This is a genomic window from Amycolatopsis sp. lyj-23 (assembly GCF_046549135.1).
In the GTDB taxonomy this organism is placed as follows: domain Bacteria; phylum Actinomycetota; class Actinomycetes; order Mycobacteriales; family Pseudonocardiaceae; genus Amycolatopsis.
Genome location: NZ_JAJPWN010000005.1, coordinates 162,163 through 187,011, shown reverse-complemented (window position 1 = coordinate 187,011; position 24,849 = coordinate 162,163). Strand labels below are relative to the sequence as shown.

The following is a 24,849-nucleotide window of genomic DNA, read 5'->3' as shown; positions in this document are numbered from 1 at the left end:
CGGGGCAGGCGAGCACCGCCGCTCGCGTGCCCGGAATCCCCGAACCAGGCCCCGGCCACCGGAAGGAACACCCCATGAGCGACCTCCCCGTCCTCGCCGTCACCCTCGGCGACCCCGTGGGCATCGGCCCGGAGATCACCCTGAAGACCCTCGCCGAGCCCGAAGCCCTCCAGCTGGCGCGCGGGGTGGCGGTGGGCGACGCGATCGTGCTGGAACGCCTGGTCCGGCACCTCGGCCTGCACCTGGAGATCAACCCGATCGCCACAGTCGCCGACGCGCGCTTCACCACCGGCGTGATCGACGTGCTGAACCTCGGCGTGGTCACCGAAGACCTGCCGTGGGGCGAGGTGAACGCGACCGCGGGTGCGGCGGCGGTCGGGGCGATCGAGGTCGCCACCCGGCTCGCGCTGGCCGGCGAGGTCGACGCGGTCGTGACCGCGCCGATCAACAAGGAGGCCATCTGGGCGGCGGGCTCGCAGCACCTCGGGCACACCGAGATGCTCGGCGAGCTGACCGGGTCCACCCGGTTCAACACGATGTTCTGGGTCTCCGGGCTGAAGATCTTCTTCGCCACGCGCCACCTTTCGCTGCGCGAAGCGATCAACCGGATCACCCGGGAGAACATCGAACACGCGATCCGCGAGGCCTACACGGCACTGCAGGTCTTCGGCACGGAGAAGCCGAGACTGGCGGTGGCGGCGCTGAACCCCCACGGCGGGGAGAACGGCAAGTTCGGCGACGAAGAGATCATCGCGATCGCCCCCGCGGTCGCCGCCGCGCGGGTGGCCGGGCTCGACGTGGTCGGCCCGATCCCCGCGGATTCCGTGTTCCACATGGGGATCCAGGGCCAGTTCGACGGCGTGCTGTCGCTCTACCACGACCAGGGGCACATCGCGTCGAAGACGTACGACTTCGACGGCACGGTGTCGGTGACGGTCGGCCTGCCGATCCTGCGCACCTCGGTCGACCACGGCACGGCCTTCGACATCGCCGGCACCGGCCGGGCGTCGCACGGCACCATGCGCGCGGCGTTCAAGGCCGCGGCGACCCTGGCGCCGTACGCCCGGAAACTGCCCGCCCTCTACCCGCCGAGCCTCCGGTGATCCCCCGCAAGCGCTGGGCGTACGTCATCCCGGTCGCGGTGGTGATGTACATGCTGGCCTACCTCGACCGCACGAACGTCGCGGTGATCCTGCCCTACATCGGGGCCGACTTCCCGTTGTCCGCCAGCGCGAAGGGGCTGGCGAGCGGCATCTTCTTCGTCGGCTACCTCGTGCTGCAGATCCCCGCGGCGGTGCTGGCGGCGAAGTGGAGCGCCCGCAAGACCGTGCTGCTGCTGATGATCGCCTGGGCGGTGGCGGCGGTGCTGTGCGGGCTCGTGCGGAACGAGACCCAGCTGTACCTGGCCCGGCTCCTGCTCGGGCTGTTCGAGGGCGGCGTGTGGCCCGCCGTGCTGATCCTGCTCGCGTCCTGGTTCCCGCAGGCCGAACGGGCACGGGCGAACGCACTGTGGATGACGTGCCTGCCCATCTCGGCGATCCTGATGTCGCCGCTGTCCGGGTACATGCTCGACCACATGTCCTGGCGCTGGGTGTTCGTCCTGCAGGGCCTGCCGCCGCTGGTGTGGGCGGTCGTCTGGTGGTTCGCGGTGGCCGACCGGCCGGCGCGGGCCCGGTGGATCTCCCCGGCGGAACGCGAACACCTCGAAACCACCCTGCAGGCCGAAGAAGACGCGAAGCCGGCGTTCGCGAAGCAGGGGTACCGGCAAGCGCTGGCGAACCGTCAGGTGCTGCTGCTGGTCGGGATCTACTTCTTCTGGATCACCGGCTTCTACGGCTTCTCCCTGTGGCTGCCGTCGGTGGTGAAGACGATGACCGGCGGCTCGGCCACCACCGTCGGCTTCCTGTCGGCGGTGCCGTACGTGCTGGCGCTGGCCGGGATGGTCGCCTGCGCGCACTGGTCCGACCGCACCGGCAACCGGCGGCTCGCGGTCACCGTGCCGCTGCTCGTCGCGATCGCCGGGCTGCTGCTCGGCAACCTCGTGCACTGGCCGGCGGCCGTCCAGCTGGTGCTGCTGTGCGTCGTGGCCACCGGCGTCTACATGCCGTACGGGCCGTTCTGGGCCGTCCCCAGCCGCGTCCTCGGCATCGAGGTGGTCGCCGTGGCGATGGGCTTGATCAACGCGCTCGGCAACCTCGGCGGGTTCGCCGGCCCCTACCTGGTCGGCTGGCTCACCGACGTCACCGGCACCGCGACCACCGGGTTCGTCGTGCTGGCCGCGTCCCTCGCCGTGGCCGCCGGGCTGGCGTTCTTCGGGCTGAAACCGACGACTGTGGAAGGGTCGGCGCATGTCCCAGCCGCGACCAGGCACCCGTGACCGGCGCGCGATGCTGCTCGAGGCCGTTCGTGACGGCTCGGGCGGCATCACGGAGCTGGCCCGGGAGTTCGGCGTCTCCGAGTCGACGATCCGCCGCGACCTCGCCTCGCTCGCCGGCGCCGGGCACGTCGTCCGCACCTACGGCGGCGCGCTCGACACCGAGCGCAGTCCCCGCGAAAGGGACCGGGAGCACAAGGCGGCCAAGGACGCCATCGCCCGGCAGGCCGCCGCGCTCGTCCGAGACGGCGAGGTCGTGCTGCTGGACGCGGGCACGACCACCGGCAGGCTCGCCCGCCACCTCGCCCACCGCGAGGAGCTGACCGTGGTCACCAACGGCGTGGAGGCGATCCGCGAGCTCGCGGGCTTCACCGGGATCGAGCTGATCGTCCTCGGCGGCCGTCTGCGGCACGCCGGCGAAGCGATCCTCGGCGAGAGCGTGCTGGCGCAACTGAGGCACGTCTCACCCGACCGGGTGTTCTTGGGCGCGGACGGCGTGGTCGCCGGCCGAGGGCTGTGCTGCCCGTCACTGGAGCAGTCGGTGGTCAAGCACGCGATGCTGCACGCGGGCGGCGAGGCTTACGTGCTGGCCGACCGCTCCAAGCTGGCCCAGGCCCCTTTTTCCTACTGGACGCCACTCGACCGCGAGTACCGGCTGATCACCGACGAGCCGCGGGTGGACATCGCGTTCCCGCAGTTCGCCCAGAGCGTGATCGTCGCCGGCGCGCCGGAAATTGTCGGTGGTGCCGCGCATCATGAATGACGTGGCAGCTGACGTTCTCGACCTCTTCTCCCCCGCGACCCGGGACTGGTTCGCGGGGGCCTTCGCCGCGCCGACCGCGGCGCAGGAAGGGGCCTGGCGGGCCGCGCACGCGGGTGAGCACGCCCTCGTCGTCGCGCCCACCGGGTCCGGAAAGACGCTGTCGGCGTTCCTCTGGGCGCTGGACAGGCTTTCGGTGGAGCCCCCACCGGCGGAAGCGACGAAGCGCTGCCGGATCCTCTACGTCTCGCCGCTGAAGGCGCTGGCGGTCGACGTCCAGCGGAACCTGCGGGCCCCGCTCGCCGGCATCTCGCAGGCCAGCCGCCGGCTCGGGCTGCCGGTGCCGGCGATCGAGGTCGGCATGCGCACCGGCGACACGACCGCGGCCGAGCGCCGCACGTTCGCCAAGACACCGCCGGACGTGCTGGTGACCACGCCGGAGTCGCTGTTCCTCATCCTCACGTCGTCGGCGCGGGAGTCGCTGCGCGGCGTCGAGACCGTGATCGTCGACGAGGTGCACGCGGTCGCCGGCGGCAAGCGCGGGGCGCACCTCGCGCTGTCGCTGGAGCGGCTCGACGCCCTGCTGCCCAAGCCGGCGCAGCGGATCGGCCTGTCGGCGACGGTCCGCCCGATCGACGAGGTGAGCGCGTTCCTGGCCGGCGGCCGTCCGGTGCGCGTGGTCCAGCCGAAGCTGGCGAAGACCATCGAGGTCCGCGTCGAGGTCCCGGTCGAGGACATGGGCAACCTCGACGCGCCGCGCAGCGGGCCGTCGCCGAGCCCGCTCGATGCGCTGGAGTCACTGGGGTCGCCGGGGGCCCTGGAATCCTTGGAGTCGCTGACCGAGGCGTTCCCGCCCGGGGACATCGCGCCGGGTGGCCTGGGCACGATGGAGGAGATGGCCGGCAACCCCGTGCAGCGGCCGTCGATCTGGCCGGCGGTCGAGGAGCGGGTGCTGAGCCTGATCCGCGCGCACCGCTCGACCATCGTCTTCGCCAACTCGCGCCGGCTCACCGAGCGGCTCACCGCCCGGCTGAACGAGCTGGCCGCCGAGCAAACCGAGCTGACCCCGGCCGACGCGTTCCCGGCCGAGGCCGTCGGGCAGTCCGGGGTCACCACCGGCGCGCCTCCCGTGATCGCCCGGGCCCACCACGGGTCGATGTCGCGGGAGCAGCGCACGCACGTCGAAGAGGCGCTGAAGTCCGGGCAGCTGCCGTGCGTGGTGGCGACGTCTTCGCTGGAACTGGGCATCGACATGGGCGCGGTCGACCTGGTGGTGCAGATCGAGGCGCCGCCGACGGTGGCGTCCGGGCTGCAGCGCGTCGGCCGGGCGGGGCACCAGGTCGGCGCGGTGTCGTCCGGGGTGATGTTCCCGAAGTTCCGCGGCGACCTCGTCTCCTGCGCGGTCGTCGCGGAGCGGATGGCGAGCGGCGCGATCGAGGCCGTCCGCTACCCGCGCAACCCCCTGGACGTCCTGGCGCAGCACGTCGTCGCCATGGTGGCGCTGGAACCGTGGACGGTGCCGGACCTGGCGTCACTGGTCCGGCGGGCCGCGCCCTTCGCCGCGCTGCCGGACGACGCCCTGCACGCGGTGCTCGACATGCTCGCCGGCCGCTACCCGAGCGAGGAGTTCGGCGAGCTGCGGGCGCGGATCACCTGGGACCGCATCGGCGGCGAGCTGCGCGGGCGGCCCGGCGCGCAGCGGCTGGCCGTCACCTCGGGCGGCACGATCCCCGACCGCGGCCTGTTCACCGTCATGACGCCGGGCGGGGACGACAAGCCGGGGTCGCGCGTCGGCGAGTTCGACGAGGAGATGGTGTACGAGTCGCGCGTCGGCGACACCATCCTGCTGGGCACGTCCTCGTGGCGGATCACCGACATCACGCACGACCGCGTCATCGTGGTGCCGGCGCCGGGCGAACCGGCCCGGATGCCGTTCTGGAAGGGTGACGCCCCGGGCCGTCCGCTGGAACTCGGCCGGGCACTGGGCAAGTTCGTCCGCGAACTGTCCACTTCGGACGAGACGAAGGCGCGCGAGCGCGCCGAGGCGGCGGGGCTCGACGAGCGGGCGTGCGACAACCTCCTCGCCTACCTGACCGAGCAGAAGGCGGCCACCCGGCACGTCCCGAACGACCGGACGATCCTGCTGGAGCGCTACCGCGACGAGCTCGGCGACTGGCGGATCGTCGTGCACTCGCCGTTCGGTGCCCAGGTGAACGCGCCGTGGGCGCTGGCGATCGCCGCGCGGCTGCGGGAGAACCGCGGGGTGGACGCGCAGGTGGCGCACTCCGACGACGGCATCGTCCTGCGGCTGCCGGACGCCCTGGACGCCGACGGCGGCGAGGTCACCATCGGCGCGGACGACGTGCTGCTCGACCCCGAGGAGGTCGAGCAGCTGATCGTCGCCGAGGTCGGTGGCTCGGCCGTCTTCGCGGCCCGGTTCCGGGAGTGCGCGGCGCGGTCGTTGCTGCTGCCCCGCCGGGACCCGCGGCGCCGGACTCCGCTGTGGCAGCAGCGGCAGCGCGCGTCGCAGTTGCTTTCGGTCGCGGCGAAGTACGAGCGGTTCCCGGTCGTGCTCGAGGCGATGCGAGAGGTGCTGCAGGACGTCTACGACGTCAGCGGCCTGCGCGAGCTGATGGCCGACGTCCGGTCTCGCAAGGTCCGGCTGGTGGAGGTCGAAACGCCGTCCGCGTCACCGTTCGCGCGCAGCCTGCTCTTCGGTTACATCGGGATGTTCCTGTACGAGACCGACGCACCGCTGGCCGAGCGGCGGGCGGCGGCGCTGTCCCTGGACTCGGCGCTGCTGGCCGAGCTGCTGGGCACCGAAGCGATCCGGGAACTGCTGGATCCCGAAGCCGTCGCCGAGGTGGAACGGTCGCTGCAGCGGCTCGAACCGGAGAGGCACGCGCGCTCGGCGGAGGACGCCGCCGACCTGCTGCGGTTCCTCGGCGATCTGACCGTCGAGGAGGCCGCGGAACGCGGGATCCAAGCCGGTTGGCTCACCGAGCTGGAATCCGCTCGGCGGGCGATCCGGGTGCGGATCGGCGGTTCGGAACGGTTCCTGGCCATCGAGGACGCCGGCCGGGTGCGTGACGCGCTGGGCACCGCCCTGCCGGTGGGGGTACCCGAAGCGTTCACCGAACCGGTGGCCGACCCGCTCGGTGACCTGCTGTCGCGCTACGCCCGGAGTCGCGGCCCGTTCGCCGCGGCGGACGCGGCCGCGCGGTTCGGTCTCGGCACGGCGGTCGTGACCGGCGTGCTCGACCGGATGACCGGCGAAGGCCGCCTGGTGCGGGGCGAACTGAGTCCGGTCGGGCATCCGGAAAGCCACGGGGTCGGCGTCGAGTACTGCGATGCGGCGGTGCTGCGGCGGCTGCGTCGGGCGTCGCTGGCGAAGCTGCGAGCCGAGGTCGAGCCGGTCGAACCGGCCGCGCTGGGCCGGTTCCTGCCGGCGTGGCACGGGTTCGGCGGCCGCGTCCGGGCGGCCCCGACGGCGGACGACGTGCTGTCGGTGGTGGAGCAGCTCGCCGGGGCGCCGTTGCCGGCGAGCGCGGTGGAGTCGCTGATCCTGCCCGGCCGGCTGCCGGGCTACTCCCCGGCGCTGCTGGACGAGCTGACGACGGCCGGCGAAGTCACGTGGGCGGGCTGCGGCGCGCTCTCCGGCGGGGACGGCTGGATTGCGCTGGCCCCCACGGACGTCGCCGACCTGCTGCTGCCGGAGGTCGGCGAGGACATCCCGACCGGCCCGCTGCACGACGCGATCGTGTCCACTTTGGAGGGTGGCGCGCTGTTCTTCCGCCAGCTGGTGGACCGCGCGACCGTCCTGGTGGATAAGGCCCCGAGCGACGCCGAAGTCGTGGCGGCGCTGTGGGACCTGGTCTGGGCAGGGCTGGTCACGGGCGACACGCTGGGGCCGTTGCGCGCGCAGGTCGCCGGGCACGGCGCCCACAAGCCCCGCCGCCAAGCGCCCCGCGGCCGGTACGCGCGGCTGCGGGCGGGGCGGCCGCAGATGCCGTCGCGGTCCGGGCCGCCGACGGTCGCGGGCCGCTGGGCCCTGACCCCGCCCCGCGAAACCGACGCGACCCGCCGCGCACACGCGCGGACGGAGGCGTTCCTGGAGCGCCACGGCGTCCTGACCCGCGGCGCGCTGGACACCGAACGAGTCACGGGCGGGTTCTCCGGGATCTACAAGGTGCTCCGCGGCATGGAGGACACGGGCCAGGTGATCCGCGGCTACGTGGTGGAGGGCTTGGGCGCGGCCCAGTTCGCAGCCAAGGGCGCAGTGGACCGCCTGCGCGCGCTCTCGGGCCCGGGCCGTCCGGCACCGGGCCGCCCGGTGGTCCTGGCGGCAGCGGACCCGGCCCAGCCGTACGGCGCGGCCCTCCCTTGGCCGGCGGCCACGGGCGACACGAAGCACCGCCCCGCCCGCAAGGCGGGCGCGCTGGCGGTACTGGTCGACGGAGTCCCGGCGCTGTACGTGGAGAGAGGAGGCCGCTCCCTGCTGAGCTTCACCGAGGAGCGCCAGCCATTGTCGGAGGCGGCCCAGGCCCTGTCGGCAGCGGTCCGCGAGGGCTGGCTGGGCCAGCTGTCGGTCCAACGCGCAGACGGCGAGCAGGCCCTGACCTCGGAGCTGGCGGAGGTGTTGCAAGAGGCAGGCTTCCGCGCCACCCCGTCCGGCCTGCGTTTGCGGGCCTGAGGAACCCCCGCCCGGGCCGGAGGCCAGGGCCCGAGGGCGAGGCCGGGGCCCGAAGGCGAGGCCGGGGCCCGAAGGCCGAGAGGCCGGGGCGGGGCCGGGGCTTGAGTGTCCAGCGGCCGGAGCCCGAGGCCGAGCGGTCGGGCCGTGGACCGAGGGCCAGCGAGGGGCCGGGGCTTGACGGTCGAGCGGCCGGAGCCGGAGGTCGGAGCCCGCCGTCCCGTCGGCGGCGGTCTGCCGCGGCGGCGACCTACCCCAAGTCCCGCCGGCCCATCCACCAGCGCCGATCCGGCGCCGCGGTGGCTCGGCCGGTGGCCGGTTGGTGATTCCTGCGCGGGCGGCTTCGTTGCTGGCCTAAGCTGCCAGTCCGACACGCACGAAGGATGTTCTGCTCATGGCGATGCGCGAACTGCGCTATTTCGGCGATCCGATCCTCAAGTCCGTCTGCGATCCGGTCACCGTGTTCGACGAGAAGCTCGAGGCGCTCGTGCGGGATCTGGTCGACTCCGTCAAGCCCGCCGGGCGGGCCGGGCTGGCTGCGCCGCAGATCGGGGTCGGGCTTCGGGTTTTCAGCTATGACGTTGCCGGGCTGACCGGGTATGTCGTCAATCCCGAGATCGTCGAACTGTCCGAAGAGACGCACGAAATCAACGAAGGCTGCCTGTCCGTGCCGGAGCTGTGGTTCCCGACCAAGCGGGCGAAGCACGCCAAGGTCCGCGGTGTCGACGTCCACAACGAGCCGATCGAGGTCGAAGGGGAAGACGTGCTGGCGCAATGCCTGCAGCACGAGACCGATCACCTCGACGGCGTTCTCTACCTCGACCGGCTCACCGCCGAGCGCAAGAAGACCGCTCTGCGCGAAGCGCGCGAAAAAGACTGGTTCTGGAAGCGCTGACGCTCAGGCCGGCAGGAACAGCCTGAGCCGGGCGCCGTCCTCGATGCTGCGTTCCGTGCGCAGGCCGGCGCGGGCGGCCGTGCGGGGCATTACGTCATCCCCTGCCAGGCAGTCCGCCGACAGCTCCGTGATGCCCTGGGCTTCCGCCAGCACCGCCAGCCTCGCCAGCAGGGCCGTGCCGATGCCCTGCCGCTGCCAGTCGTCCTCCACCAGCAGGGAAATCTCGGCGCCACCGGACATCAGGGGGATCAGCTGGGCCAGGCCGATCACCTCGCGGCCGAAGACCGCGAGCACGCTCGTGCCGCGCGGAGGCACCAGCAGCCGGTGCAGGCGGCGGCGCGGGACCGTCCGGACTCCCGTGTGGTAGCGCCGGAACAGCGTCGCCATCGAGCAGCGGCGGTGCAGTTCGGCCACCGCGTCGGCGTCGCCGGGGACGCCCTTGCGCAGGACGATCGCCGCGCCGTCCGGGCGGTCGAGGACCACCGGGCCCGCCGCGTTCCGGGCCGCCGCCGCGAGCAGCGTCACCAGCGCTTCGGCTCGGGTCAGCTCCAGCTGCACGAACGGCGCCCACCGGCGGCGCGCCACCAGCGCGCTGCCGCCGGCCAGTGCGAACACCGCCCGGTGCCCGCTCTCGGTGCGCGCCGGGTTCGCTTCGGCGGCGGGGACGAGCGTGACGACGTCCGCGGCCAGCACGTCCTTCAGCACTTCGGCGAGACGGTCCGGGTCGTCGACCGCGCGGCGGGCCGCGAGCAGCGTCGACGCCGACGGGTCGACCAGCTCGTGGACGTCGGCGTCGATGACCGCCGTGCACTCGCAGCCCTCGGCGCGGATCGCGTCGATCAGGTGCCGCCGGGGCAGGCCGGTCGCGGGGCGCAGCACGATCTCGTCGAGCACGCCGCCGGGCACCGGCAGCACGGACAGGCCGAGGATGTTGCACTCGAGGTCGGCGAGCCGGATGGCGATGCGGGCGAGGGTGCCCGGGTGGTCGTGCATCCGGATCCGCACCCGCCACGCCGACGGCGCCGCCGGCTCTTCGACGGTGGCCGTCCGGCCCGGCTGGGGCAACGCTTCGGAGGTCTCCATGCCCCCACGGTCCCCCGGAGTTGTTGCCGCTCCAGGACGCCTTTGTTTCGCGCAGGTCAGCGTTCGTCGCGCCGCGGCAACGCCGGTGAAACACTCGGCCGGTCAGGTCGCCGACCGGCGGCCGAGCAGCTCAACGCGGGGTGAGCACGCAGAACTCGTTGCCCTCCGGATCGGCCAGCACCCGCCACGGCAGCGCCGGACCACCCAGGTCCGCCGGCGCCGCGCCGGCCGCGATGACCTCCTGCACCGCTGCGGCGTGATCGGCGTCCGCCGGCGGCGCGACGTCCAGGTGGACGCGGTTCTTGACCCGCTTGACGTCATCGTTGCGCAGGAACTCCAGCCACGGTCCCCGGCCGGACGGCGCGCGCAGCCCCACGAGGGTGTCACCTTCGCGGGACCGGACCGGCCAGCCGGTGATCCCCGCCCAGAAGTCCGCCAGCGGCCCGGGGGCGTGCGCGTCGACCACGATCGACGCCACCGCGCCGCTGCCCGCGTACCGCTCGCGGGGTTCGAGGACGCAGAACTCGTTGCCTTCCGGATCCGCGAGCACCACCCACGGCGTGTCGCCCTGCCCCAGGTCGACCCGGCGCCCGCCCAGCTCCAGGGCGTACGCCACCAGCTCGTCCTGGTGGGCCCGGGTGCTGCTCGCCAGGTCCAGGTGGATGCGGTTCTTGACCTCCTTGGGTTCGGGAACCGGCACGAAGACGAGGTCGAGGTCCCAGCCGTCGTTCTCCGGGGCCCGGACGTCGACCTCGCCGGGCTCCTCGACGGCGACGTGCCAACCGAGCAGCGCGGCCCAGAAGCCCGCGAGGACTCCCGGCCGCGCCGCGTCGATCACCAGGTTCACCAAGCGCGTGGTCATGCGCCGCAGGCTAACCGCCACCCCCGACAGTTCCGGTTCGGCTTCCCCACCGGCCGGGTCATCGGGTTGCGAGCCGCAGCAGCGCCCACAGCTGGGCGGCCTGGTCGTGGACGCCCCGCACGGTCACCGCGGTCAGGGACGCCCGGCCCCAGAGCCACAGGTAGAGCTGTGCGGGTTGGGCCGTGACGACGTCGTCCGCGGCCCCGGCCTCTTCGGCCGAACAGCGCCAGGCTTCCGTGGTGACGGGCCCGGCCCGGGCGATCCAGCTGTGCGCGCCGGCCCGGATGCCGACCGATCCCGTCTTCGTGCCGGTCAGGCCGAGCATGGGCAGCTTCTGCCCGAACCACAGGGTCAGGACCTCGTCGATGCCGTCGATGGCGACGTCGTCGGGTATGCCGCGCGGCTCGGTGCCCGCCGCCTGCTCGACGTCCACCCGGTGGATGACCGTTTCGTGCAGCATCCGGCGGCGCCAGAACCCGTACGTCCGGTCGGCGGGCCACCAGGTGTCGGCGCGTTCCTCCGGGTCGTGCGCGGCGAGCTCGTCGAGCAGCTCGGTGAGGCCCGTCTCCAGGAAGCCCTGCAGGCTCTGGCCGGGCTCGGGGTCGCGCGGCCAGTCTTCGGGGCTGCGGCCGTCGGTCAGCCGGCGCCGGACCATCCGGTAGAGGCTCCCGACGTGCCGGGCGACCTCGCCGAGCGACCAGCCGGGGCAGGCGGGCACCGGCGCTTCGGTGGGCGCCGCGTGCACGGCCTCGGCCAGCAGCCTGCCTTCGATCCCCAACGCCGTGAGCACGCGCCCCTGGTCGACCGGGCCGTGCTCACGCGACATGGGCTTCCCCGGTGATGGGCAGGCCGTGCACGAGACGGCGGACGAGTTCGAGGAACGGCGTGGCGGCCCCCACCAGCCCGGCGGCCGACTCGGCGGTGACCTTCCCGGTGATCCCGGCCTGCGCGGCGGCGCGCGTGGCGGAGTTGCTGGCGAAGAAGGCGGACCACTCCCGCAGCTCGGGGGCCACGGAGTCGAGCAGCACCCAGGTGCTGGCGGGCCGGGCGCGCCCCCGGTGCGGCCGCCCCCGCGCGGCGAGCACGGCGGCAGCCCCCCGCAGGGCGGCGAGGTAGGCACCGATGAAGCGTTCGGCGGGCCGGGTTTCCTGGACGGCCTCGGCGAGCCCGCGACGCGCCTGGGCGAGCAGCCCGGCGGCGGCCGGGGAGGCGGGCGGGCGCAGGGACATGGGGAGCTGCTGGTCGGATTCCGCGCCGGTGGGCGGGCGGAGCGACATGGGCAGCTCGGACGCCGGCTCCGCGGGGACCGACGAGCCGGAGTGCTCCGCGGGCCGCGGCTGCTCGGACTCCCCGACGGTGGGCGCGCGAAGTGACATGGGCAGCTCGGACGCCAGCTCCGCGGGGACCGACGAGCCGGAGTGCTCCGCGGGCCGCGGCTGCTCGGACTCCCCGACGGTGGGCGCGCGAAGTGACGTGGGCAGTTCGGGAGCCGACTCCGGCGAGGCGGAGTGCTCTTCCGCAGTCGTCGGCAACGACACCGCCGAGGGCTGCGGCTGCTCAGGCGCCGACAGCTCCAGCTGTCCGGCCTCCACACCGGCAGCCGCGCGCGACGCCATCCGGGGCCTGCCCTGCTCCGGGATCGGCAGCTCGGACTGACCGGAGGCTCCGCGCGGCGAAGCCGCCGTCGACGGGCACAGGGGGATCGGCAGCTGGGGCTGCCGGGAGTCCACCGCCGACGACGGCGACAGGCACTGCCGGGACCGTCCGCGGGACGGGGCCGCCGGCGCCTGCTGCGGGCGCAGCGACATCGGCAGCTCGGGCTGCCCGGGATCCGTGGGGGACACGACCTTGACGGACATGACGACCCTCCTCCTGCGCGGGGTGAGCCCCGATCGAGGGCCCGGTGCCGAGACGCTTCCCCCGTCCCGGTACCGGGCACCCGACCGGTGCGCGCTCACCGAATGTCGAACGCTTGTTCGAACGTTTTCCAGAGTAACCCCGGACCCGGTGCGCGCTCAACCCCGGGTGGGCGTGGTGCGGGACACCAGGTCGGTGGCGTGATCTCATAGGTTCATGAGTTCGCTGGAGCACCCCGCCGTCGCCAAGGTGGCGGCCGCGCTGGCCGAAGCCGGGCAGCGCGGCGCCGCCGAGGGCATCCGTGTCCTGCCCGCCGAGGTCCGGACCGCCGCCCAGGCGGCCGAGGCACTCGGCGTGCCCGTCGGGGCCATCGCCAACAGCCTCATCTTCCGCCTGGGGTCCGACAAAAAAGCGCTCCTCGCCCTGACCTCGGGGGCCCACCGCGCCGATCCGGCCACCCTCGAGCGGCTGGCCGGGGGCGAAATCGGCAAGGCCGACGCCGATTTCGTGCGGGCGCACACCGGGCAGCCGATCGGCGGCGTCGCGCCCACCGGGCACCCGTCGGCGCTGCCGACGCTCGTCGACACCGCGCTGCGCGAGCACGACGTCGTCTGGGCCGCCGCGGGGCACCCGAAGGCCGTCTACCCGACGACGTTCGCCGACCTGGTCGCCTTGACCGGGGGCACCCCGGGCGCGCTCGGCGGCGCGGAGGAGGATGGACAGCCGTGACCGCGATGCCCGCCGGCTGCTCCCGCTACGTCCAGCTCTCCGCGGACGAGTTCCGCGCCCGCCTGCCCGAAGCGCTCGACATCTACGTCCGGGCGATGCGGTACCCGGCGGGCACCGCCGAGCAGCGCGCGCCGATGTGGCTCACCCACGCGCTGCGCGAGGGCTGGCGCTGCATGGCCGCGCTCGACGCCGACGACGTCCTGCTCGGCGTGGCCTACGGCTACCGCGGCCGGGCCGGGCAGTGGTGGCACGAGCAGGTGCGGCACGGCCTGAGCCGCCGGGCCGGGGCCGCCGAGGCCGACCGCTGGCTGTCGGACTACTTCGAGCTGACCGAGATCCACGTCCGGCCGGAGAACCAGGGCCACCAGATCGGCGAGGACCTGCTGCGCAGCCTCCTCGACGGCGTCCCGAGCGCGAACGTGCTGCTGTCGACGCCGGAGGGCACGAGCCGGGCGTGGAAGCTCTACCGCCGCACGGGGTTCGTCGACGTCCTGCGCGACTACCACTTCGCGGGCGACCCGCGGCCGTTCGCGATCCTGGGGCGGGCGCTGCCCCTCGACCCGCGCTGAGCCGAGGGGCAGCGGGCCTCACCGCGGTTCCGGCCGCCAGTACCCGACGGCCAGCGCCCCGACGAGCACGGCGGCGCCGCACCAGGCCGTGACGCTCAGCCGTTCACCCAGCAGCGCGGCCGACAGCACCGCGGCCGTCAGCGGCTCGAGCACCGCCGACAGCGCCCCCAGCACCGGGTGCGCGTCCGCCAGCCCGCGCAGGTACGCCGCGTACGCGACCGCAGTCGGGATCGCGCCGAGGTAGCAGACGACGGCGAGGACGTCCGCGTGCAGCGGGATCGCCATGCCGGACCAGCTCGCCACCGGGAGCAGCAGCAGGCCGCCGGTCAGGCAGCCGAACGCCGTCGTCGCCAGCGGGTCGAGGCCTTCGACGGGCTTGGCGGTGACCAGGGTGAGGGTCGCGAAGCCGGCCGCCGCCAACAGGGCGAAGCCGAGGCCCCCGAACGAGATCGCTTCGCCCGGTGACCACTGGAGCAGCGCCAAGCCCGCGAGGGTGCCGACGACGGACACGAGCGTCCAGCCGCGGGGTTTCCTGGCGCCGAGGAGGGTGACCATGACGGGTGCGGCGCCGATCGTGGTCATTGTGGCGACGCTGACCGAGCTGAGCGCGACGGCGGCGAAGTAGCTGGCCTGGAAGAGGGCGAAGAGGCCGCCGACGACGAGGATCCGCTTGGCGGCTTCGGGTGTACGCGGGAAGGCGCCTTTCGCGAGGACGGTCGCGACGGCACCGCCGACGAGCAGCCGGTAGTCGGCGACGGCGAGCGGGTGGAGGCCGGCCAGGCGGCCGAGCAGCGAGCCGGCGAGGCCACCGGTGCCCCAGAGGACACCGGCGAGGACGAACGCGGCCGAAGAACGGGCGCGCGCGGGTAGGACGAGGGACATGAACGCTCCTGCGTCTGCGTCGAAGGAAGGGGAATTCGACGAACGCGGGGCGGTGCGCACCACGAATCAGCCGCGGGCCTCGAAAACCACGCGGCGAGGGACCACCCCGCTCAGCCGCGGGGCGGTGGGGTGACGAAGAGGAGTCGGCGCACGAGGTCAACCTAGCGGGGCGGGGTGAAGCGGGGCCACCGGTTTTCGTGGCCCCGCCCGTGAGCGCTCAGTCCAGGTGGGACAGCTGCTCCCGCAGGGTGTCCAGCCCCATCCCGCCCATCTTCAACGCCTCCGTGTGGAACCGCTTGATGTCGAACCCAGCCCCCGCTCGGGAGCGGGCCTCCGAGCGGGCCGCCAGCCAGAGGCGCTCGCCGATCTTGTACGCCGGGGCCTGGCCCGGCCAGCCCAGGTAGCGGTCGATCTCGTCGCGGATGTGGGCCTGGTCGGTGATCGTGCGGGTCAGCATGAACTCGAGGCCCAGGTCCGGGGTCCACCGCTCCCCCTCGTGGAAGCCCGTTCCGGCGGGAATCGGAAGCTCCAGGTGCATGCCCAGGTCCACCACCACGCGCGCCGCGCGGAAGAGCTGCTCCGACAGCATGCCCAGCAGGTCTCCGTCGTCGGACAGGTACCCGAGTTCCTCCATCAGGCGCTCCGCGTACAGCGCCCAGCCCTCCGCGTGGCCGGACGTGAACGCCAGCAGCCGCTGGTACTTGTTCAGCCCCGCCGACTGGTCCACCGCCGTCGCGATCTGGAGGTGGTGGCCCGGGGCTCCCTCGTGGTAGACCGTGCTCGTTTCGCGCCACGTGCTGAACTCGTCGCGGCCCGCCGGGAGGGACCACCACATGCGGCCCGGGCGCGCGAAGTCCTCGCTCGGGCCCGTGTAGTACGCGCCGACGCCGCCGCCCGGCGGGGCGATCTTGCACTCGAGCGCCATCACCCGGTCGGAAATCTCGAAGTGCTTGCCGCGCAACGACTTCAGGGCGTCATCGGACAGGCGCTGCATCCACGCCTCGAACTGCGCGCGGCCGTGGATGCGGTACCGCGGGTCCGCGTCCAGGGCCGCCGCCGCCTCGGCGGGCGAAGCGCCCGGCTTGATCCGGTTCGCGACCGCGCGCATCTCGGCCTCGATCCGGGCGAACTCCGCCCAGCCCCACTCGTCGGCCTCCCGCAGGTCCAGCGCCGCGCCGACGAAGTACCGCGACCACAGCCGGTAGACGTCCTCGCCGACGGCGTCCTTGACCGGGGCCTTCGGCGCCAGTTCGGCCCGCAGGAAGCCCGCGAACTCCGCGAACGCCTCCTCCGCGGCCCGCGCGCGGTGCTCCAGGTCCGCCTTCAACGACGGCGACGGCGCGCCGCCCACGAGTTCGGTGAAGAAGCCCGTCTCCTCCTTCAGGCCCGCCCACGTCTCGCACTGCTCCGCCACCTTCGCGACCTGCCGCAGCGCCGAAACGCGGCCCGCGTCGACCGCCGAGAGGAGGCCGGTGCGGACGTTGGCCAGCGCTTGCGGGACCTCGCCGATCCGGGCCGAGACGACCGTCCAGTCCTGCTCGGTTTCCAGGGGCATCAGGTCGAACGCCATCCGCAGCTCCTGCACCGGGCTGGCGATCACGTTCAGGCTCGCCACGTCCAGGCCGGCTTCGTGGATCTCCAGCTCCAGGCCGATGCGCTCGGTGAACACCGCCTTCGCCGCCCGCTCGGCGGCGTCCCGCGGCTCGGCGGCGGTGACGGCGGCGTGCGCCCGCGCGGCGATCCCGGCGCGCTCGGCGTAGCCGTCCGCCGAGTAGTCGGTCAGCCGGTCGTCGTGGCCGGCGACGCCGTGGACGGTCGCCGCGACCGGGTCCGCGGCCACGTAGTCGTCGACGTAGCGGTCACAGATTTCGTGCACGCCTTCGGATGCAGTAGAAGCCATGCGTCGCACGCTACCGGGCCACGCGTACCCGGTGGTACGTACTTAAGCACGGGCGGGGACGAGACCCAGCCGGGCGATCACCTCGCGCGTCGCCTTCGAGCGGTTGAACGTGTAGAAGTGCAGGTTCGGCACGCCCTCGGCGATCAGCTTCTCGCACAGCTCGGTGGTGACGTCGATGCCCGCCGCGCGGAACGCCTTGGGGTCGTCGGCCAGCGGTTCGAGCCGGTCCAGGACCTTGCGCGGAGCCGGCGCGCAGGACAGCTTGATCGTCGTCTGCAGGGTCCGCATGGTCGTCAGCGGCATCACGCCCGGCAGCACGGGGACGTCACAGCCGGTCGCGGCGACCCGGTCGCGCAGCCGCAGGAAGTCCTCGGGGTCGTGGAACAGCTGCGCGATCGCGAAGTCCGCACCCGCCCGCAGCTTGCGGACCAGGTACTTCGTGTCCGACTCCAGGTCGGCCGAGCGCGGGTGGCCGTAGGTGTAGGCCGAGACGCCGACGCAGAAGTCGCCCAGCTCACGGACCAGCTGCACCAGCTCTTCGGCGTAGGTGAGGCCCTCCGGGTGCGGGATCCACTCGCCGTAGACGTCGCCCGGCGGGTCGCCGCGCAGCGCGAGGATGTTGCGGACGCCGACGGAGGCGTACCAGCCGATCACGTTCCGCAGCTCGGCGACGGAGTGGTTGACCGCGGTCAGGTGCGCCATCGGCACCAGCGTCGTCTCGGTGGCGACGCGGGCGATGCTGCGGACTGTGCCGTCGCGGCTGGAGCCGCCGGCGCCGTAGGTGATCGACATGTACGCCGGGTCGTACGGCTCGAGCTCCCGGATCGCCTTCCAGAGGACGGCCTCGTCCGCCGTGTCCCGGGGTGGGAAGAACTCGATGGAGAACTTCGGCCCGTCTCCTCGCAACCGCTCGATCACCGACGTCATGCCTCGAATGTTAAGGGTCACGGCTTTAGACTCGATACAGGAGTGAGCGATGAGGGACGACGACGCGAGCTGGGACGAAGACGTGCGCCTGGCCGTGTACCGGGCCTTCGCCCGGCACGGCCGGGCGCCGAGCGCCCCGGAGCTGGCCGACGCCGCGGGCGGGTCACTGGCCGTCGCGAAGCAGGCCCTGCACCGCCTCGCCGAGGCCCACCACCTGGTGCTCGACGAGTGCGAGCACGTCGTCCTGGCCCACCCCTTCGCCGCGAAGGCGCTCGGCTTCTCGGTGATGGGTGCGCACACGCTGTGGTGGGGTGGCTGCGCGTGGGACTCCTTCGCCATCCCCCACCTGGTGGACGCCGAGCCGGAGGTGCTCGTCGCGACCCGCTGCCCCGGCTGCGGGCAGCCGCACGCGCTGGTGGTGAACCGGACCGCGCCGCCCGAGGGCATCCAGGTGGCGCACTTCCTGGTGCCCGCCGCGCGGATGTGGGACGACGTGCTGCACACCTGCGGCAACCAGCGGCTCTTCTGCTGCGAGTCCTGTGTGGACGCCTGGCTGGCGGAGACCGGGCAGGCCAAGGGGTACGTCATGGACCTGGTCACGCTCTGGCGCCTGGCCCGCGGCTGGTACGCGGGCCGCCTCGAGCGCGGCTACCGGCGGCGGGAACCGCACGACGCCGTCGCCTACTTCGCCGAAGCGGGGCTCAGCGGGCCGTTCTGGGCGGCCACGACCGGAGTCTGATTCGCCACATCCGGGTGCCCCGGCCACCCCTGCCCCCGCGGGTTCGGCGAGGATGGCGGGATGAACGCGCCCGTCGCCGACAGTGACCTGCCCGCCTGCGTCGAGCGTGCGCTGGCCGGCTTCCTCGATCGGGCGAGCAGCGAAATCCTCGGCACCGAGCCCACCGTGGCGGCCGGGATCGACGCGCTGCGCGGGTTCGCGCTCAGCGGCGGCAAGCGGTTGCGCCCGACGTTCGCCTGGTGGGGCTGGCGCGGCGCGGGCGGCGACCCGGGCGGCCCGGACGCCGAGGGCGTGCTGCAGGCGGTGTCCAGCCTGGAGCTGATCCAGGCGTGCGCGCTGATCCACGACGACCTCATCGACTCCTCCGATTCCCGCCGCGGCAACCCGACCGTGCACATCGCGGGCGCGAAGCTGCACGCCGACCGCGGCTGGCTCGGCTCCCCCGCGACGTTCGGACTGGCCACCGCAGTGCTGGTCGGCGACCTGGCGCTGGCCTGGGCCGACGACATGTTCGCCGACGCCGCCCTGCCCGCGGAAACCCTCGCCGCGGCCCGCCCGGCCTGGCGCGCGATGCGCACCGAGGTGCTCGCCGGGCAGTACCTCGACGTCCGCACGCAGGCCACCGGCGACGCCTCCGTCGAGGCCGCGCTCAAGATCGACCGGCTCAAGACGGCCGCCTACACCGTGCAGCGGCCGCTGCACCTGGGCGCCGCGCTCGGTGGCGCGTCCCCGGAGCTGATCGCCACGCTGCTGGAGTTCGGCGGCGAGGTCGGCGTCGCGTTCCAGCTGCGGGACGACCTGCTCGGCGTCTTCGGCGACCCGTCGGTGACCGGCAAGCCCGCCGGCGACGACCTCCGCGAGGGCAAGCGCACCCTGCTCGTCGCGCTCGGCCTGCAGCTCGCGGCGCAAAAGGGCGAGCAGGCGGCGGCCACCGTGATCGCCGACGCGATCGGCGACGCGGACCTGTCCGACGAGGGCGTCGAGACGGTCCGGATGGCGTTGCAGCAGGTCGGCGCGGTCGACGCGGTCGAGCGCCGGATCGACGAGCTGACGACGACGGCGATGGCCGCGCTGGACCGCGCGCAGCTGGCCGAGCCCGCGCCCGCGGCGCTGACCGGGCTGGTCGTCAAGGCCACCCAGCGGGCGTACTGACGTGCGGACGATCGACCGGCCGGCCGACCACGTCGTCGTCATCGGGGCGGGACTGGCCGGGCTTTCGGCGACCCTGCACCTGCTCGGGGCCGGACGGCAGGTCACGCTGCTGGAGCAGGCGGACACCCCCGGCGGCCGCACCGGGCAGCAGAGCTTCGACGGCAACGCCGTGGACACCGGCGCGAGCGTGCTCACCATGCCGGAGCTGCTCGAAGAAGCGTTCGCCGCGGTCGGCGAGACCCTGGCCAAGAACCTGCGCCTGACCCGGCTCGACCCGGCGTACCGGGCGCGGTTCGCCGACGGCAGCACGCTGGCGCTGCGCACGGACGGCGAGGCGATGGAGACCGAGATCCGCGCCTTCGCCGGCGCCCGCGAGGCGGCCGGCTACCGGGCGCTGCGCCGCTGGCTGACCGAGCTGTACACCGTGCAGAAGGAGCACTTCCTCGCGGCGAACTTCGACTCGCCGCTCGACCTCGCCCGTCCCGAGCTGGCGCGGCTCGGCGCGCTGGGCGGGTTCGGCAGGCTCGGCCCCCGCGTCGCCCGCTACCTGCGAGACGAGCGGGTCCGGCGGCTGTTCACGTTCCAGGCGCTCTACGCGGGCCTCGACCCGGCGCGCGCGATCGGCGCGTACGGCGTCATCGCCTACATGGACACCGTCGGCGGCGTCTACTACCCCGAAGGCGGGATGGGCGAAATCGGCCGGGCGATGACCGGGGCGGCCGCGCGGGCGGGCGCGGACGTGCGGTTCGGCACCGAAGCCGCGTGGCTCGAGCGGGTGAATTCGCGGGTGCGCGCGGTCCGGACCCGCTCGGGCGAGCGGATCGCGTGCGACGCCGTCGTGCTGGCCACCGAACTCGGCACCGCCTACCAGCTCATCGGGGCGCGGCCCCGGCGAGTCGTGCCGCTGCGGTATTCGCCGTCCGCCGTGGTGCTGCACGGGCGGACGAGCGAGAAGTGGGACCTCGGCCACCACACGATCTTCTTCGGCGGCGCCTGGGAGCGGACGTTCGCCGAGATCATCCGCGAGGGCAAGCTGATGAGCGACCCGTCGCTGCTGGTCACCCGCCCGACGGCGACCGACCCGGGGCTGGCCGGGCGCGGCGGCGAGATCGTCTCGGTGCTCGCGCCCGCGCCCAACCTGCGTCGCGGGCCGATCGACTGGGACCGCCTCCGCGGGCCGTACCGCGAAGAGCTCTTCCGCACGCTCGAAGCGCGCGGGCTGAGCGGGTTCGGCGGCGAGTTCACCGTCGACGAGACGATCACCCCGGCGGACTGGGCGGCGCGCGGGCTCACGGCCGGGACGCCGTTCTCGCTGGCGCACACGTTCACCCAGACGGGTCCGTTCCGGCCGGCGAACCTGGTCCGCGCGGCGGCCAACGTCGTCCTGGCCGGCTGCGGCACCACCCCCGGCGTCGGCATCCCGCCGGTGCTCATCTCCGGCCGCCTGGCGGCGGAACGGATCACCGGCCGGTGAACGAACTCGACGCGGCGGGCATCCACGCGCCGGAGCTGCGGGCCGCGTACACGGAGTGCCGGCGCATCAACGCCCACTACGGACGCACGTTCTTCCTCGCGACGCGGCTGCTGCCGCCCCGCGCCCGGCCCGCCGCGCACACGCTGTACGGCTTCGCGCGGATGGCGGACGAGCTGGTCGACAACCCGGCGCCGGGCAGCGACCCCGCGGCTTCACTCGACCGGGTCGGTGAACTGGTCGACGTCGTGTTCTCCGGCGGCACCCCGGACGAGCCGGTGCTGGTGGCACTGGCCGACACGGTGCGGCGCCACGGCCTTTCGCGGGAGCTGTTCGACGCGTTCCTGAAGTCGATGCGGGCGGACCTTTCGCCGGTCGAGTACCGGACGTTCGCCGAGCTGGGCGAGTACGTGTACGGCTCGGCCGCGGTGATCGGGCTGCAGCTGCTGCCGGTGTTCGGCACGGTGGGCCCGCTCGCCGAGGCTGCCCCGGGGGCGATCGCGCTCGGGGAGGCGTTCCAGCTGACGAACTTCCTGCGCGACATCGGCGAGGACCTCGACCGCGGGCGGCTGTACCTGCCCACCGCGGAACTGGCCGCCTTCGGCGTCACGCGCGCGTTGCTCGAGGCTCGCCGCCCCGACCCGCGGATCCGGGCGGCCCTGGCGTACTTCGTCGCGCGGACGCGGGCGGTGTACCGGCGGGCCGAAGCGGGAGTCGCGTGGTTGCGCCCGGAATCGCGGCCGTGCGTGCGGACGGCGTTGACGCTGTACGAAGGGATCCTCGACGAGATCGTCGCGCTGGACTACGACGTGTTGACGCGGCGGGCGGTGGTCTCGAAGCGGCGGAGGCTGGCGGTCGCGGGACCGGCGTTGGTGCGCGTGGCCTGGCGCCGGTGAACGGGCACGGCATGCTCGCTCACCGGCCGCGACTCCTGAGCGGGCGGGCGGTGGTTCCGAAGCGGCTGGCCATCGCGGGACCCGCACTGGTGCGCGCCACCTGGCGCCGCTGAGCGGACACAGCATGCTCGCCACAGGCCACTACTCCCGACCGGTCGGGCGGTGGTCCCGAAGCGGCTGGCGGTCGCGCTACCCCTCGGCCGGCCCGCTGGGCGCGCGGGAAGCTCGAGAGCGGTCGTAGGCTGCGATCATGACCGAACGACGCATCCGGATCGGCCTGCAGCTCCAGCCGCAGCACGCCGACTACGACAGCATCCGGCGCACCGCGTCGGCCGCCGAAGAGCTCGGGGCCGACATCGTCTTCAACTGGGACCACTTCTACCCGCTCTACGGCGATCCCGACGGCAAGCACTTCGAGTGCTGGACGATGCTCGGCGCGTGGGCGGAGTCGACGTCCCGGGTGGAAATCGGCGCCCTCGTCACCTGCAACAGCTACCGCAACCCCGAACTGCTCGCCGACATGGCCCGCACCGTCGACCACATCTCCGGCGGGCGGCTCATCCTCGGCATCGGGTCCGGCTGGTTCGAGAAGGACTACGACGAGTACGGCTACGAGTTCGGCACCGCCGGCGGCCGCCTCGACGACCTCGCCGAGTCCCTCCCCCGGATCGAAAGCAGGCTCGGCAAGCTGAACCCGGCGCCGACGCGCAAGATCCCGGTCCTGATCGGCGGCGGCGGCGAGAAGAAGACGCTCAAGCTGGTGGCCAAGCACGGCGACATCTGGCACGGCTTCGGCGACCCGGAGGTCGTCGCCCGCAAGGTCGAGGTCCTCGACCGGCACTGCGCCGACGTCGGCCGCGACCCGGCCGAGATCGAGCGGTCGTGCGGTGTCCAGGGTGAGCCGGACGAGCTCGGGCCGAAGCTGCTGGACCTGGGCGTCACGACGTTCACCGTCGGCGTCGGCGGCCCGGACTACGACCTCGACGCCCTGAAGTCCTGGATCGCCTGGCGCGACAAGACCCAGGGCTGAGCTTCACCCGCGCGCCCGGTGCGCGGCGACGCGTTCGCGTGTCGCGCACCGGGACGAGCAGAACTTCCGCGGGCTGCCGCCTCCCGTGTGCGCGAACGGCTTCCCGCACGCCGGTGACGCGCACAGCCCGCCCGGCACGTCCTGCCGCTCCGCCAGCAGGGACGCCAGTCCCAGCGCCGACGACGTCACCAGCCACGCGCCCCACGGCCCGTCGTCGGCCGCGTCGACGTGCAGGTGCCAGCCGTAGCCCGCCTCGTGGTCCGTCAGGCGCGGCGGTCCCGCGTACGCCGCGAACAGCGCGTTGAGCACCGAAGCCGCCGAAGCGACGTCGGGCGCCGCGAACACCTCTCGCAGTGAAACCGCCGCCGCGCGCAGTTCCGAGACGTCGTCCGGGGACAGCGACACGTCCGGTTCGCCGTGCTCGCGCAGGACCTGGGCCACCGAGGCCGGGTCAGGGGACGACACCAGCAACACACCCAGCAGGTCGACCGCGCGCTGCACGGAATTCCGGTGCGGAAAGGCCATGCCCCACTGTAACGTCTTGGCCGTGATAAGGCGTTACCTGGTCGGTGCCACGCTCGCCCGGACCGGCGACGAGCTGTCCGGGCCCGCGCTGCTGCTGCTCGGGCTGACCGCCGGTCCGCACGGGGGCTCGGCGCTGCTCGCCGGGCTGACCGCGGCCGCCGCCGTCGGCGGGCCGGGGTTCGGCGCCCTGCTGGACCGCAGCGGCGCGCCCGGACGGCTGCTCGCCGTCGCCCTCGGCGGCTACGCGGCCGGGCTCGCCCTGGTCAGCGCCACCTTCGGGCACCTGTCGCTCGCCGCCGTCGTCGCCGTGGCCGTCGCGGCGGGCCTGCTCAACCCCGCCATCGCCGGCGGCTGGACCGCGCAGCTGCCCGCCGTCGCCGGGCCCGGGCTGCCGCGGGCCAGCCGCTTCGACGCCATGACGTTCACCGCCGCCGCGCTCGCCGGTCCCGGCCTGGCCGGGCTCCTCGGGGGTGCGGCCGGGCTGGTCGTCGCGGTCGGGATGGTCGCCGCCGCTGTCCCGCTGGCGTGGGTGCTGCCGCGGCGGGAACCGAAGCCGACCCGGCTCAAGGACAGCTTCCGGGTCCTGATGCGCAACGCGCCGCTGCGTCGGGCGACCGTCGCCTCGACGATCTCCTGCACCAGCATCGGCATGGTGACCGTGTGTTATCCCCTGCTGGGCGCCGCGCAGCTGCGCGGCCCGGCGGACGGCGCGCTGCTGCTGGCCGTCCTGGCCGTGGCGTCGCTGGCGGCGAACGCCGTCCTCGCCAAGAAACCGCTGCCGTGGGCGCCCGACCGGACCGTCTGGCTGAGCACCCTGCTGCTCGCGGCGAGCTGCCTCGTCGCCGCGAGCGGGCGCGGCGTCTTCGTGGCGGCAGTGCTGGCCGGGTTCGCCGAAGGTCCGCAGCTCACGGCGTTGTTCGCGATCCGCCACCGCGAAGCGCCCGAGCACGTCCGCGCTCAGGTGTTCACGACGGCGGCGAGCATGAAGATCACCGGGCTGGCCGCGGGCGCGGCGCTGGCCGGTCCGCTGGCCGCGTGGTCGCTGCCGGCGTGCCTGATCGCCGCGGCCGCCGTTCAGCTGGCCGCGGCTCTCAGCTGTTCGCGCAGGTCAGAACGCCGGTCAGAACGCCGGTCAGAACGCCATGGCCTGGGCGCGCCGCTTGACCTCGGTGCCGTGGCTGGTGCGCAGGGCGTTGATGGGCGTGCTCCCGGGCAGCGTGTCGTCGGCGGTGAACAGCCACCGCAGCATCTCGGTCCGGGAGAACCCGGAGTCGGCGAGCACGGTTATCGTCCCGGTCAGGCCCTTGACCACGCCGTCCTTGACGAAGAAGTCGCTGGGCACGCACAGCTCACCGCCGCGCTTGAGCGCGATGAGCTGCCCGTCGCGCAGCATCTGCCGCACCTTGTTGGTCGAAGTCCCGAGGACGGTCGCCACCTCCGTCAAGGGGAGGACCGCGATGGCGGTGTCGAGGATGTCTTCGGCGACAGGAATCCCACTCACAGGTGAC

Annotated in this window: 22 protein-coding genes; 12 read left to right on the top strand and 10 right to left on the bottom strand. The window is 73.6% G+C overall.

Features of this window, described 5'->3' with window-relative positions:
* Nucleotides 1–74 precede the first annotated feature (74 nt).
* The 5 genes from pdxA (at nt 75) to def (ending at nt 8,719) form a co-directional block, all read left to right on the top strand.
* Nucleotides 75–1,103 carry a 4-hydroxythreonine-4-phosphate dehydrogenase PdxA gene (pdxA, locus tag ACLJPY_RS13495; protein ID WP_410588570.1) on the top strand — a complete coding sequence of 343 codons (1,029 nt, stop codon included), beginning with the start codon at nt 75–77 and terminating at the stop codon, nt 1,101–1,103.
* On the top strand, nt 1,100–2,377 hold the full coding sequence (locus ACLJPY_RS13490) for an MFS transporter (RefSeq protein ID WP_410588569.1): 1,278 nt from the start codon (nt 1,100–1,102) through the stop codon (nt 2,375–2,377). The genes pdxA and ACLJPY_RS13490 overlap by 4 nt, the downstream gene beginning before the upstream one ends.
* Complete coding sequence (locus ACLJPY_RS13485; RefSeq protein WP_410588568.1) at nt 2,349–3,137, top strand: DeoR/GlpR family DNA-binding transcription regulator; 789 nt, start codon at nt 2,349–2,351, stop codon at nt 3,135–3,137. Before ACLJPY_RS13490 ends, ACLJPY_RS13485 begins: the two co-directional genes overlap by 29 nt.
* Entirely contained in the window at nt 3,130–7,827 is a 4,698-nt protein-coding gene (locus ACLJPY_RS13480; RefSeq protein WP_410588566.1) for a DEAD/DEAH box helicase, read from the top strand. Before ACLJPY_RS13485 ends, ACLJPY_RS13480 begins: the two co-directional genes overlap by 8 nt.
* 391 nt (nt 7,828–8,218) lie before the next feature.
* Complete coding sequence (gene def, locus ACLJPY_RS13475; RefSeq protein ID WP_410588565.1) at nt 8,219–8,719, top strand: peptide deformylase; 501 nt, start codon at nt 8,219–8,221, stop codon at nt 8,717–8,719.
* A 3-nt stretch (nt 8,720–8,722) separates the two neighbouring features.
* Here def and ACLJPY_RS13470 read toward each other — a convergent pair whose 3' ends face one another.
* From ACLJPY_RS13470 to ACLJPY_RS13455, 4 genes are all read right to left on the bottom strand, one after another.
* Nucleotides 8,723–9,784, bottom strand: coding sequence for a GNAT family N-acetyltransferase (locus ACLJPY_RS13470; RefSeq protein WP_410589193.1), 1,062 nt, complete (start codon nt 9,782–9,784; stop codon nt 8,723–8,725).
* Nucleotides 9,785–9,932: 148 nt separating this feature from the next.
* Complete coding sequence (locus tag ACLJPY_RS13465) at nt 9,933–10,664, bottom strand: VOC family protein (RefSeq protein WP_410588564.1); 732 nt, start codon at nt 10,662–10,664, stop codon at nt 9,933–9,935.
* Nucleotides 10,665–10,722: 58 nt separating this feature from the next.
* On the bottom strand, nt 10,723–11,490 hold the full coding sequence (locus ACLJPY_RS13460; protein ID WP_410588562.1) for a maleylpyruvate isomerase family mycothiol-dependent enzyme: 768 nt from the start codon (nt 11,488–11,490) through the stop codon (nt 10,723–10,725).
* Nucleotides 11,480–12,523, bottom strand: coding sequence for an SAV_6107 family HEPN domain-containing protein (locus ACLJPY_RS13455; protein WP_410588561.1), 1,044 nt, complete (start codon nt 12,521–12,523; stop codon nt 11,480–11,482). The genes ACLJPY_RS13460 and ACLJPY_RS13455 overlap by 11 nt, the downstream gene beginning before the upstream one ends.
* A gap of 214 nt (nt 12,524–12,737) precedes the next feature.
* Between ACLJPY_RS13455 and ACLJPY_RS13450 the strand changes: the two genes are divergently transcribed.
* Both ACLJPY_RS13450 and ACLJPY_RS13445 read left to right on the top strand, forming a co-directional pair.
* Nucleotides 12,738–13,250 (top strand): YbaK/EbsC family protein, encoded by a 513-nt coding sequence (locus ACLJPY_RS13450; protein ID WP_410588559.1) that lies wholly within the window; start codon nt 12,738–12,740, stop codon nt 13,248–13,250.
* On the top strand, nt 13,247–13,819 hold the full coding sequence (locus tag ACLJPY_RS13445; protein WP_410588557.1) for a GNAT family N-acetyltransferase: 573 nt from the start codon (nt 13,247–13,249) through the stop codon (nt 13,817–13,819). The genes ACLJPY_RS13450 and ACLJPY_RS13445 overlap by 4 nt, the downstream gene beginning before the upstream one ends.
* 18 nt (nt 13,820–13,837) lie before the next feature.
* Here the strand turns inward: ACLJPY_RS13445 and ACLJPY_RS13440 are convergent, their stop codons facing one another.
* The 3 genes from ACLJPY_RS13440 to ACLJPY_RS13430 form a co-directional block, all read right to left on the bottom strand.
* The gene (locus ACLJPY_RS13440; protein ID WP_410588555.1) at nt 13,838–14,701 is read right to left on the bottom strand and encodes a DMT family transporter; all 864 of its coding nucleotides are present in this window, start codon (nt 14,699–14,701) and stop codon (nt 13,838–13,840) included.
* 217 nt (nt 14,702–14,918) lie between these two features.
* Nucleotides 14,919–16,601: a DUF885 domain-containing protein gene (locus ACLJPY_RS13435; protein WP_410588554.1), complete on the bottom strand. Its 1,683-nt coding sequence runs from the start codon at nt 16,599–16,601 to the stop codon at nt 14,919–14,921.
* Between the two features lie 42 nt (nt 16,602–16,643).
* A complete protein-coding gene (locus ACLJPY_RS13430) occupies nt 16,644–17,528 on the bottom strand; it encodes a methylenetetrahydrofolate reductase (RefSeq protein WP_410588552.1) in 885 nt (294 codons plus the stop codon).
* A gap of 49 nt (nt 17,529–17,577) precedes the next feature.
* On the opposite strand from ACLJPY_RS13430, the gene merB reads away from it, so the two are divergent.
* The 5 genes from merB to ACLJPY_RS13405 all read left to right on the top strand — a co-directional run bounded on the left by merB (nt 17,578) and on the right by ACLJPY_RS13405 (nt 22,816).
* Nucleotides 17,578–18,267, top strand: coding sequence for an organomercurial lyase (merB, locus tag ACLJPY_RS13425; protein WP_410588550.1), 690 nt, complete (start codon nt 17,578–17,580; stop codon nt 18,265–18,267).
* Between the two features lie 60 nt (nt 18,268–18,327).
* Nucleotides 18,328–19,419, top strand: a complete 1,092-nt coding sequence (locus ACLJPY_RS13420) for a polyprenyl synthetase family protein (RefSeq protein ID WP_410588549.1) — start codon at nt 18,328–18,330, stop codon at nt 19,417–19,419.
* Nucleotide 19,420: 1 nt separating this feature from the next.
* The gene (gene crtI, locus ACLJPY_RS13415) at nt 19,421–20,893 is read left to right on the top strand and encodes a phytoene desaturase family protein (RefSeq protein WP_410588547.1); all 1,473 of its coding nucleotides are present in this window, start codon (nt 19,421–19,423) and stop codon (nt 20,891–20,893) included.
* Nucleotides 20,890–21,786 carry a phytoene/squalene synthase family protein gene (locus ACLJPY_RS13410; RefSeq protein WP_410588546.1) on the top strand — a complete coding sequence of 299 codons (897 nt, stop codon included), beginning with the start codon at nt 20,890–20,892 and terminating at the stop codon, nt 21,784–21,786. Before crtI ends, ACLJPY_RS13410 begins: the two co-directional genes overlap by 4 nt.
* A gap of 250 nt (nt 21,787–22,036) precedes the next feature.
* Nucleotides 22,037–22,816, top strand: coding sequence for an LLM class F420-dependent oxidoreductase (locus tag ACLJPY_RS13405; RefSeq protein WP_410588545.1), 780 nt, complete (start codon nt 22,037–22,039; stop codon nt 22,814–22,816).
* Nucleotides 22,817–22,819: 3 nt separating this feature from the next.
* Here ACLJPY_RS13405 and ACLJPY_RS13400 read toward each other — a convergent pair whose 3' ends face one another.
* The 3 genes from ACLJPY_RS13400 to ACLJPY_RS13390 all read right to left on the bottom strand — a co-directional run bounded on the left by ACLJPY_RS13400 (nt 22,820) and on the right by ACLJPY_RS13390 (nt 24,842).
* The gene (locus ACLJPY_RS13400; protein WP_410588543.1) at nt 22,820–23,341 is read right to left on the bottom strand and encodes a CGNR zinc finger domain-containing protein; all 522 of its coding nucleotides are present in this window, start codon (nt 23,339–23,341) and stop codon (nt 22,820–22,822) included.
* A 240-nt stretch (nt 23,342–23,581) separates the two neighbouring features.
* A complete protein-coding gene (locus tag ACLJPY_RS13395) occupies nt 23,582–23,992 on the bottom strand; it encodes a hypothetical protein (protein ID WP_410588541.1) in 411 nt (136 codons plus the stop codon).
* Nucleotides 23,993–24,473: 481 nt separating this feature from the next.
* Complete coding sequence (locus ACLJPY_RS13390) at nt 24,474–24,842, bottom strand: Rv2175c family DNA-binding protein (RefSeq protein ID WP_410588540.1); 369 nt, start codon at nt 24,840–24,842, stop codon at nt 24,474–24,476.
* Between the last annotated feature and the right edge of the window lie 7 nt (nt 24,843–24,849).

Bases quoted from the DNA above. Each gene is read 5' to 3' on its own strand.
- pdxA (WP_410588570.1), top strand. From the start codon at position 75: ATGAGCGACCTCCCCGTCCTCGCCGTCACCCTCGGCGACCCCGTGGGC.
- ACLJPY_RS13485 (WP_410588568.1), top strand. From the start codon at position 2,349: ATGTCCCAGCCGCGACCAGGCACCCGTGACCGGCGCGCGATGCTGCTC.
- ACLJPY_RS13480 (WP_410588566.1), top strand. From the start codon at position 3,130: ATGAATGACGTGGCAGCTGACGTTCTCGACCTCTTCTCCCCCGCGACC.
- def (WP_410588565.1), top strand. From the start codon at position 8,219: ATGGCGATGCGCGAACTGCGCTATTTCGGCGATCCGATCCTCAAGTCC.
- ACLJPY_RS13465 (WP_410588564.1), bottom strand. From the start codon at position 10,664: ATGACCACGCGCTTGGTGAACCTGGTGATCGACGCGGCGCGGCCGGGA.
- ACLJPY_RS13460 (WP_410588562.1), bottom strand. From the start codon at position 11,490: ATGTCGCGTGAGCACGGCCCGGTCGACCAGGGGCGCGTGCTCACGGCG.
- ACLJPY_RS13455 (WP_410588561.1), bottom strand. From the start codon at position 12,523: ATGTCCGTCAAGGTCGTGTCCCCCACGGATCCCGGGCAGCCCGAGCTG.
- ACLJPY_RS13450 (WP_410588559.1), top strand. From the start codon at position 12,738: ATGAGTTCGCTGGAGCACCCCGCCGTCGCCAAGGTGGCGGCCGCGCTG.
- ACLJPY_RS13440 (WP_410588555.1), bottom strand. From the start codon at position 14,701: ATGTCCCTCGTCCTACCCGCGCGCGCCCGTTCTTCGGCCGCGTTCGTC.
- ACLJPY_RS13435 (WP_410588554.1), bottom strand. From the start codon at position 16,601: ATGGCTTCTACTGCATCCGAAGGCGTGCACGAAATCTGTGACCGCTAC.
- ACLJPY_RS13430 (WP_410588552.1), bottom strand. From the start codon at position 17,528: ATGACGTCGGTGATCGAGCGGTTGCGAGGAGACGGGCCGAAGTTCTCC.
- merB (WP_410588550.1), top strand. From the start codon at position 17,578: ATGAGGGACGACGACGCGAGCTGGGACGAAGACGTGCGCCTGGCCGTG.
- ACLJPY_RS13420 (WP_410588549.1), top strand. From the start codon at position 18,328: ATGAACGCGCCCGTCGCCGACAGTGACCTGCCCGCCTGCGTCGAGCGT.
- ACLJPY_RS13405 (WP_410588545.1), top strand. From the start codon at position 22,037: ATGACCGAACGACGCATCCGGATCGGCCTGCAGCTCCAGCCGCAGCAC.
- ACLJPY_RS13400 (WP_410588543.1), bottom strand. From the start codon at position 23,341: ATGGCCTTTCCGCACCGGAATTCCGTGCAGCGCGCGGTCGACCTGCTG.
- ACLJPY_RS13395 (WP_410588541.1), bottom strand. From the start codon at position 23,992: ATGCCGATGCTGGTGCAGGAGATCGTCGAGGCGACGGTCGCCCGACGC.